We start from the raw sequence: 9344 nt of genomic DNA on the forward strand, positions 1-9344 counted from the left end.
ACGTAGACCTCGGGGTGACCCATGAGCCAGAACAGGTTCGAGTACAGCCAGGGGTTGCCCCCGCCCGACGCGACGTAGAAGTTGGCGCCCAGGGAGCGGTCCATGCCGAGCTCGATCATGGCGACCATGAACATCGGGAAGGCGATAAGCCCCAGCGCGACGCTGGTCACGACGCCGAAGACGAAGATCGGGGTGCGGTTCCAGGTCATGCCCCGGGCCCGCATCCGGACGGCGGTCGTGGTGATGTTGGCGCCGGCCAGCGCGGTGGAGACGCCGAAGATGACGATGGTCACGAGGAAGGCGTCCATGCCCGGGGGCGCCTGGTCCGACAGCGGGGCGTAGGCCGACCACCCGGTCGGGATGCCACCGAGGAAGAACGCCGAGAGCAGGACCGGGACCGCGGCGAAGAGCAGCCAGTAGCTCAGGGCGTTCAGCCGCGGGAAGGCCATGTCCCTCGCCCCGATCATGATCGGGAGGATGAAGTTCCCGAACGGCCCGCTGACCATGATGATCGTCGCGATGATCATGATGATGCCGTGCAGCCCGACCAGCTCGTTGTAGTTGAGCGGGCCCACGATCTCGGAGTTGGGGCGCGCGAGGTTGGTCCGGATGAGCATGGCCAGCGTCCCGCCGACGGCGAAGAGCGCCATCGTCGTGACGAGGTACTGCATCCCGACGACCTTGTGGTCGGTCGTGAACCGGAAGTAGCGCCATACCCCCTCGTCCTTGCCCGCCATGAACTCCTCGTCCTCGTGCGACAGGTCACGGCCTAGCAGCCACCGGAACGGCCCCACGAACGCGCCGACACCGACCAGGAAACCGATGGCCCAGCAGGTCAGGGTGATCAGGGTGACGGCGTCGGTCTTGTGGTTGCCCTCCTCCGGCGAGGGCAGCAGGGAGTTGGAGACCAGCCAGCCCAGGAACGCCAGGGCGACGCCGAGCACCACACCGGTGACGACGCTCAGGCGGCGCATCAAGCCGCCCCCTGTGCCCGGCACCGGTGCCGCGACCGGTCCCTGCGTGGTCATCGTCGCCATGACGTCCCCTTCCGGGTGGGTCGCCTCATGACGCCGCCTTCTGCGCGGTCCGCAGCCAGGCGGCGAAGTCGGTCCGGTTCAACACGTGCACCGGGGTCTGCATGTACGAGTGGTAGAGCCCGCACAGCTCGGCGCACCGGACGGTGAAGGTGCCGAGCTTGTCGGGCGTTACGTTCGCGGTGGTCGTCTGGCCCGGGTTGGCGTCGATCTTGACGCCCATCTCGACGATCCAGAACGAGTGGATGACGTCCTTGGAGGTGACGTGGAACTGCACCGGCTGGTTGACCGGGAGGTAGAGCTCGTCCGAGACCTGGTGTCCGGTGCCCGGGTAGTCGAACGTCCACGTCCACTGCTGGCCCGTGACGTTGACGACTAGTGGGGGCGTGGTGGTGCTGGCCACGCTGGCCGGCGGAGCCAGCACGACGAGACCCCAGATCAGGAGGAACAGGCACAGTGCGGTGGAGGTGACGAGCCAGGTGGCAAGGACCTTGTTGTTGCCGCGGATCGGCGGTGCGTCCTCTGCCGGCGCCCCTTTGCCCGGGTAGCGCCACACCAGGAGGCTGTAGGTCAGGATGGCCCAGACCATCGCCGCCACCGGGGCGGAGGCGAGGCTGAATGACGTCACCGTCGACTCGATCTCTCGCATCGTCGGTGACGCGGGAGGACCCATGACCCGAGCAGGGACGAAGAGGGCGAACAGCAGCAGGAGCACGGTGTAGACCAGCCAGAGCACCAGGATCGGCAGGACGGGTGGGCGCCGCCAGCCCGGCCTCTCGGCGGGGGCTGGGGTCCGGGGTGGCTCGGCGCCGACGGGCGTCTCGGTCGCGGTCATCGTGTCCCGCCCCTCACTGGCCTGCCCCCGCTGCTGTCGTCGCGGCCGTCCCGGTCACCGTGACGGTTCCTGCCATGTACCCCTGCGTCGACATGGGGCCGCCGAACTTCGCGTAATAGCCGTCACCGCAGGGGAACTCGCACTGGAACACGTAGTTGCCGGGTCCCTTCGTCAGGAACGAGAAGACGACCGTGTGCGGCTTGGGGTAGCCGTTCGCGAGCGCCGGGGCGTCGTCCGCGACGGCGGGCACCGGAACCGACACGAACAGCGGATCCTGGTTGGTCACGAGGCTGTGCAGGGTGAACGTGTGCCCGACGTGCGCCGGGTCGACTCCCGTCACTGCCTTGCCGTCCACGACCTCCTTGCCGTCGACGGTCCCGTGCACCTGGGCGAAGTACGGATTGGTGATCTCCCCGCCGGTGTCGTACTGCTGGATGGTGACCGTCACCAGGCTGTGCGCCGGGACGGACAGGTTGGTGGTCGGGCCGTAGGTCACCCAGCCCGGCTGGGCCCCGCCGTCCTTGCCGTGCGGTCCCGCCATGCTGTCCGGCCACGTCTGGAGGGTGAGGAAGGCGTGGGGGAGCTGCCCCTGAGGGGTGTTGGCCATGCCCTGGACGGTCGCCCGCAGCGGCGGAGGGGTCGGGGCGGAATGGGCCAGCGACGTGCCGACCACCCCCACGGCGACGACTCCGCCGAGGACGGTTGCCGAGGCACCTATGAGCATGCGCATCCGTCTGACCTCACTTCCGGGCTGTACCCGGCGACCCTGCCGACGCGGAGGACCCACCCCGACTCGGTCGTTGATCCGAGCGTCGACCCGGCGCAGGTTGTGGGCGAAGGGACCTTTGGCAGGCGTTCGGCCCGGGCGGACGGCCGCCCCGGGGACGGTTCGTCCGGTGCCTTGGTCCCGGATCGCCGCCCGCCCGCGGACCTACCATCCGAGACGTGAAGGAAGTCCTCGATTTCCTCAGCAGGTGGGACCTGGCGCTCGTCCCGGCGGTGGCGGTGATCGCGGCGGCGACGTCCTACCTGTGGGCCGTGCGCCGGCTGACCCACCGGCGGCCTGAACCCCCTTGGCCGCGCTGGCGCACCTCGTCCTTCCTGACGGGTCTCGCGCTCCTGGCGTTCGTGGTCATGGGCCCGGTCGGCGCCTACGACGACGAGCTGTTCTGGGCCCACATGGTCCAGCACATCACCATCATGATGCTGGTCGCGCCGCTCCTGCTCCTGGGTGCACCGGTGCTGTTGGCCCTGCGGACCTCCGGGCGGGACACCCGGCGCCGCCTGCTCGTCCCCGCGCTGCGCAGTCGCCCCGTGCGGCTGCTCACCAACCCGGTCCTGACCTGGGTGCTGTTCGCCGGGGCGCTGATCGGCACGCACTTCACGCCGTTCTACAACTACGCGGTGACCCACCAGGTGGTGCACGACTACGTCGAGCACCCGTTGTACCTCGGTGTGGCGCTGCTGTACTTCTACCCGCTCATCGGGGCGAACCCGGTGCCGCACGGTCCCTCGCCCCTGGCCAAGGTGGCCTCCCTGGTGCTCATGATGGGCCCGGAGGCCATGACCGGGTTCTTCATCTACACCGCCCGCAGCGTGCTCTACCCCGCGTATGCCGTGTCCCCGCGGCCGTTCGGCCTGGACGCCTTGAGTGACCAGCAGCTCGGCGGTGGCCTCATGTGGTGCTCCGGCATGGTCATCGGCGCGCTCTGGATCGCGGTCGCCATACAGGCGTGGCTGCGCGCGGAGGCTCGCAAGGGGCGGCGCATCGACCGCCAGATTGCGGCCGGGCTGACCGGACCGGCCGCCTCGTGAGCCGGGCGGAGCGGCCCGGGGTCTCCGGGCCGGAGGTGGTGAGGACGTCCGGCGAGCGGCGGCGCGTCCGGCGCCTCAACGTCCTGGCCGCGGTCGCCATCCCGGCCTGCCTTGCGGCGGCTGCCTTCGAGCTGGCCCGCGCCCGCGCCGGCAACCAGCTCAGCTGGGTCTACGCGTTCGAGTGGCCGGTGATCGCCGGGTACGCCGCCTACATGTGGCGGAAGCTGGTCCACGAGCAGACCCCCGGACACCAGGGGCGCACCGGCCGGCCCGCGGACCTGCAGCCCCGCCACCCGGATCCCGGTGCCGAAGCGGACCCGCAGCTGGCCGCGTGGCGGGAGTACCTGGCGCGGCTGCACGCACAGGAGCCGCCCGGTGGCCCGCCAGGTGGTGCGTGATGCCCCCGCGCAGCCCGTTCCGCCCCGACCGGGCGCAGCTGGTGCTGGGGGTCGCGACGGTCCTGGCGTATGCCGTGGGCTACCCCCTCGCGCTCGTCGTCGGCTCACCGTTCGGCTGGGTGCTCGTGACTCTCGGAGGCTTCCTGCTGCTGGCGTTCGGGGTCGTCACCATCCAGCGGATCCACCGCAGCGGCCCGTGACGACCGACGCGGCCGGCGCGGGGCGCTGGTGACACGACCCAGTCGGGTGCCAGAGTCGGAGTCGTGGCTGCCTCGCCGTGGCGCCCGCTGGCGCCACTCGTCCTGGCGACGATGGCCTCCCAGGCGCTGCTGGTGTTCCTGGGGCCGACCATCGTCGCCATCAGCCACGACCTCGGCGCCTCGGTCAGCGCCGTCGGACAGGCCCGCGCGGTCACGGCCTCGGTGTCCATCGCCGCCTCGGTGGTGATCAGCACCCGCGTGGACAGGGTCTCGGTGCCCCGGATGCTCGCCCTTGGCTCGGGGCTGGCGCTGGCCGCCTGCGCGACGGTCGCGGCGACGTCGACGGTCGCGCTGTTCCTGGCCGCCCACCTCCTGGTGGGTGTCGCGTTCGCGCTCCTCCTCTCCGGCGGGTTCGCCGGGCTCGCGGCATTCCCGGCCGAGCGCCGCGCCTGGGCCACGGGATATGTCGCGTCGGCCAACGCCATGGCGTGGATCGTCGTCAACCCGATCGCCGCCGGGGTGACCGCATGGGTGTCCTGGCGGGCCGCCCTGGCGGTCCCCGCGGCGATCGCCGTCTGCGCCCTCGTCCTGGCGCGCTCGGCGCTGCCCCTGCCCGCCAGGCCGATGCCGGGCTCGCTGCTGGCGCCGCTCACCGAGGCCTCGGCCCGGCGCTGGATCGCCGCTGAAGTGACCGGGTACGCGAGCTGGACCGCTCTGCTGACCTTCGCCGGCGCGTGGTTCATCGACGGGCTGGGCGTCCATGAGGCGACCGCCGGGTGGCTCCTGGCCGCCGGCGCTGCCGCCTACCTCGCCGCCGCGACGCGCTCCGGCCGGCTGGCCGCGCGGATGCCGAGACGCCGGCTCGTGGTGCGCTCGGCGCTCGTCATGGCTGGGCTGCTGCCGGTGATGCTCAACGGCACGCGCTCGGCGTGGCTGTCGGTGCTGGTCTTCTGCCTGCTGGGTCTGGCGGCGGGTGTGCGCACCCCCGCGTCCGCCGGACTGGGGCTGGTCCAGCTCCCGAGCCGTCCGGCCGCGATGGCGGCGGCCCGGACGGGTGCCACCCAGACGGGATATCTGCTCGGCGCCCTGCTCGGCGGAGCCGTCATCGCCTGGTCGGGCTACCGCGCGCTGGGCCTGGTGCTCGGCGCCGTCATGGTCGCCTCCGCCTGGCTGGCACACCGCGTCGACGACCGTGAGGACCCGGCTCCCCGCGCACGCCGGCTGACCCCGGGACCTTCGCCTGGACCGCGCCGCCACCAGGGGCCGGACCGTGGGGCGTATGGGTGCAGTGCTCAAGACCGTCCATGGCGAGGTGCGCGGCACCGTGACCGAGGGCGTGCACGCCTTCCTGGGAATCCCCTACGCGGCACCACCTTTCGGGGCGAACCGGCTTCGCCCACCACAGCCTGTCGAAGCCTGGGACGGCTTACGTGACGCCACGAGGTTGGGGCCGGAGCCTCCTCAGGTGGCTCCGCCGGAGACAGGGGGGGTCCGTCACGACCGAGTTCGCCGCGGTAGATCGTGCTGCACCCGGTGAGGACTGCCTGACCCTGTGATCGAGGAGACCCCCGGTGTGCGCCGTTTCCAGGCGATCCGGACCGGCCGACGACGCTGACCGTCGCGGTAGAGCCGAGGCCCGGCGCCGAGCGGACCGCCGTGTGGGCTGCGGTGGAGGACCGGCTGACGAAGTTCCTCCGCGACCACGGAGCCGACGCGGTCGCGGTGGAACCGGCGTCGGCGCCCCCGGGCCCGACCCGCGGAGCGGCAAGTTCCGCCAGGTGTGGTCCGCGTGAGGCCGCCGAGATGCCGGCTCGGGGTGACCACGGCGCGCGTCCGGGGGCTCGGCGCGCCGGTTGGTTAGCCTGCGGGGGTGACCCAGAGCCAGGACGCGACGCCGGACCCGGACCAGCCCGAGGAGGGGTCTGCCGACCCGCGCGGGGAGCGCGTGGCGGCGGCGGTGCAGGCCTGGCAGCGACACCTGGTCGACCTCGGCGGCCGCAACACCCTGCTCTGGTACCGCGACCTGCCCTCCGGCACCCTCGACCTGACCACCGCCCACCCCGGCGGCCTGGCGATGCTGCTCGCGGGGCGTCCGACCCGGCTGTCCGACCTGTTCCGCGAGCCGGCCGCGCTGGCCGAGGCCCGCCGCCGGGCCCGCGTCATCCGAGCCAAGACCACCGAGCTGCACGAGGAGCGGGGTATCGCCGCCGGGTTCGTCGCGGTGGGGATGGCCAGCTGGCGAGTGGCCGGCGCCTCCCGCCCGCCGGCCGCGCCGGTGCTGCTGCGCTCGTGCGTCCTGCGGCCGCGCGGCGCCAGCCAGGACGACTTCGACCTCGACCTGGGGCCGGACGTCGAGCTCAACCCGGTGCTGGAGCACTACCTGCGCTCCGAGCAGGGCCTGGAGGTCGACGGTGACGCGCTCGCCGACATGGCCACGGTCACCGGCGCGTTCGACGCGGCCCCGGTGTTCTCCGCGCTGGCCGCGGGCTGCGAGGAGGTGCCCGGCTTCACCATCGTGCCGCGGCTGGTGCTCGGCACCTTCTCCTACGCCAAGCTGCCCATGGTCGCCGACCTCGCGGCGCAGCTCGACACCCTCGCCGACCACGACGTGGTCGCGGCCCTGGCCGGCGACCCGGGCGCGCTGCGGGCGGTGCGCACCAGCGTGCCGCAGCTCGCGGTCGACCAGGACCCGGAGCGCGAGCACCTCGTCCTGGACGCCGACTCCTCCCAGCACGCGGTGATCGAGGCGGTCCGCTCCGGGGCCAACCTCGTCGTCAAGGGCCCGCCGGGCACCGGCAAGAGCCAGACCATCGCCAACCTCATCGCCGCCCTGGCCAGCGACGGACGGCGGGTGCTGTTCGTCGCCGAGAAGCGCGCCGCCATCGACGCCGTCGTCAGCCGCCTGGACCGCCTCGGCCTCGGCGACCTCGTGCTCGACGCCTACGACGGGGCCACCAACCGGCGCCGGCTGGCCCGCGAGGTCGGGGACACCCTCGACCGGGCGGTGGAGGCCGGGGAGCCCGACACCGCCGAGGTGGCGCGCACCCTGGTCGACCGCCGCACCCGGCTGGTCGAGCACTCCCGCGCCCTGCACGAGAAGCGCGAGCCATGGGGTGTCAGTGCCTGGGAGGCCCAGCTCGCGCTGGCGGCGCTGTCCTCGCGACCGCACTCGCCGACCTCCCACGTGCGCATCCACGGCGACGCCCTGCGCTCGCTGTCCCGCGACCGGGTCGCCGAGCTGAGCCGCTCGCTGACCGAGGCCGCCTCGCTCGGCGCCTGGACCCCCGGGCTCGAGGACGACCCCTGGTATGCCGCGCGCGTCACCTCCCCGGAGGAGGCCGCCCAGGCGCTGGAGATCTGCAGCCGGCTGGGGTCCGGCGGGCTGGCAGCGGTGCGCGAGCAGCTCGGCGCCACGCTGCGCGAGGCCGGGATCCCCGAGGCGGGCACGGCCTCCGCCTGGGCCGACGCCCTCGACGTCCTCGAGCAGGTCCGCCAGACGCTGGAGGTGTTCCGCCCCGAGGTCTTCGACGTGCCCCTGGTCGACCTCGTCGCGGCGACCGGCACCTCGGCATACCGCTCCGAGCACGGCATCAAGCTGGGCTGGTGGGCTCGGCGCCGCCTGCGCCGACAGGCGCGGCGGCTGCTGCGGCCGGGAGCCGTGCCGCCGGACCTGCACACCCGGCTGCAGCTGGCGCAGCGCCAGCGTGTGCGCTGGCAGGAGCTGGCCGGCGCCGGCGCCCGCCCCGAGGTCCCGCTCGGGCTGGAGGAGGTCGAGCGCACCTACGCGACGCTGGCCGGCGACCTGGCGTGGCTGGGGGATCGGCTCGCGCCGACCTCCGGCGGTGGCGACCTGCTCCACGCTCCGCTGGAGGAGCTGCAGGAGCGGCTCGCCATGCTGGCCGCCCGGCCCGACCGGCTGTCCGTGGTGCCCCGGGTGGTCACCGTGCTCGACGAGCTGCGCGCCGCCGGGATGGGGCCGCTGGTCGACGACCTCGCCACCCGTGGGGTGCTCGTCGACGACGTGGCCCCGGAGGTCGACTTCGTCTGGTGGACCTCGCTGCTGGACGACATCACCGTCCGCGACCCTGCCTACGGCGCCCACGACGGGGAGTTCCTGCGGCGGATCGGCGCGGAGTACATCGAGGCCGACCACGCCCACCTCGACAGCGCGGTCGACCGGGTCCGGGGCGCCGTCGGCCGCCGCCTGCGCGAGGTCCTGGCCGACCACCCCGACCAGGAGGCCCTGGTCCGCGCCGAGGCGTCGAAGTCCCGTCGCCACCGCCCGCTGCGGGAGATGCTGCCCCGCGCCGGGGACGTACTGACCGCGGTCAAGCCGTGCTGGGCGATGAGCCCGTTGGTCGTGGCCTCGGTGCTGCCGCCGGGGCGCTGGTTCGACGTCGTGGTCTTCGACGAGGCCTCGCAGATCCCGCCGGCGCAGGCGGTCTCGGCGATCTCGCGGGCCACCCAGGTCGTCGTCGCCGGCGACGAGCGGCAGCTGCCGCCGACCAGCTTCTTCACCTCGGCGGACGACGACGTCAGCGCGCCCGAGACCGACGCCCTGACCGAGGGCTTCGAGTCGGTGCTCGACGTGCTCACCGCGGCGCTGCCGGTGCGCCGGCTCACCTGGCACTACCGCTCGCTGGACGAGCGGCTGATCGCGTTTGCCAACAAGGAGGTCTACCACGGCTCGCTGGTGACCTTCCCCGGCACCAGCACCGACCCGGTCGTGCGGCTGGAGCTGGTCGACGGCTCCGCCCTGGCCCCACCCGGTCAGGAGGCGATCGAGAGCACCGAGGCCGAGGTCGACCGGGTCGTCCAGCTCGTGCTCGACCACGCCCGGCGCCGGCCTACCGAGTCCCTCGGCGTCATCGCGCTCGGCCTGCGGCACGCCGCGCGGATCGAGGACGCCCTGCGCGCCGCCCTCGCCGACGCCGACGGGGTGGGCTCGTTCTTCGACGAGTCCGCGCCGGAGCGGTTCTTCGTCAAGAACCTCGAGCGCGTCCAGGGCGACGAGCGCGACGCGATCATCCTGTCCATCGGCTACGGCAAGACCCCGCACGGA

The 9344-nt window shown here is 73.1% G+C and carries 9 protein-coding genes; 6 read left to right on the forward strand and 3 right to left on the reverse strand.

What is annotated here, in order from left to right:
- From ACXVGS_RS17970 to ACXVGS_RS17980, 3 genes are all read right to left on the reverse strand, one after another.
- Positions 1-1037 (reverse strand): cbb3-type cytochrome c oxidase subunit I (locus ACXVGS_RS17970; protein ID WP_458537290.1); only part of this gene is annotated, 1037 nt, incomplete at its 3' end.
- Positions 1038-1062: 25 nt separating this feature from the next.
- Positions 1063-1869 (reverse strand): cytochrome c oxidase subunit II, encoded by an 807-nt coding sequence (gene coxB, locus ACXVGS_RS17975; protein ID WP_458530829.1) that lies wholly within the window; start codon positions 1867-1869, stop codon positions 1063-1065.
- 13 nt (positions 1870-1882) lie between these two features.
- Positions 1883-2599, reverse strand: a complete 717-nt coding sequence (locus ACXVGS_RS17980; protein ID WP_458530830.1) for a hypothetical protein — start codon at positions 2597-2599, stop codon at positions 1883-1885.
- Between the two features lie 215 nt (positions 2600-2814).
- On the opposite strand from ACXVGS_RS17980, the gene ACXVGS_RS17985 reads away from it, so the two are divergent.
- From ACXVGS_RS17985 to ACXVGS_RS18010, 6 genes are all read left to right on the forward strand, one after another.
- The gene (locus ACXVGS_RS17985) at positions 2815-3684 is read left to right on the forward strand and encodes a cytochrome c oxidase assembly protein (RefSeq protein WP_458530831.1); all 870 of its coding nucleotides are present in this window, start codon (positions 2815-2817) and stop codon (positions 3682-3684) included.
- A complete protein-coding gene (locus ACXVGS_RS17990) occupies positions 3681-4082 on the forward strand; it encodes a hypothetical protein (protein WP_458534590.1) in 402 nt (133 codons plus the stop codon). The genes ACXVGS_RS17985 and ACXVGS_RS17990 overlap by 4 nt, the downstream gene beginning before the upstream one ends.
- The gene (locus ACXVGS_RS17995) at positions 4082-4282 is read left to right on the forward strand and encodes a hypothetical protein (protein WP_458530833.1); all 201 of its coding nucleotides are present in this window, start codon (positions 4082-4084) and stop codon (positions 4280-4282) included. The genes ACXVGS_RS17990 and ACXVGS_RS17995 overlap by 1 nt, the downstream gene beginning before the upstream one ends.
- A gap of 63 nt (positions 4283-4345) precedes the next feature.
- Complete coding sequence (locus ACXVGS_RS18000; RefSeq protein ID WP_458537291.1) at positions 4346-5716, forward strand: MFS transporter; 1371 nt, start codon at positions 4346-4348, stop codon at positions 5714-5716.
- Positions 5619-5819 carry a carboxylesterase family protein gene (locus ACXVGS_RS18005; RefSeq protein ID WP_458530835.1) on the forward strand — a complete coding sequence of 67 codons (201 nt, stop codon included), beginning with the start codon at positions 5619-5621 and terminating at the stop codon, positions 5817-5819. The genes ACXVGS_RS18000 and ACXVGS_RS18005 overlap by 98 nt, the downstream gene beginning before the upstream one ends.
- Positions 5820-6152: 333 nt before the next feature.
- Positions 6153-9344, forward strand: a 3192-nt coding sequence (locus ACXVGS_RS18010; RefSeq protein WP_458537292.1) for an AAA domain-containing protein, incomplete at its 3' end; no start/stop codon positions are given.

This window comes from Oryzihumus sp. (assembly GCF_054325275.1).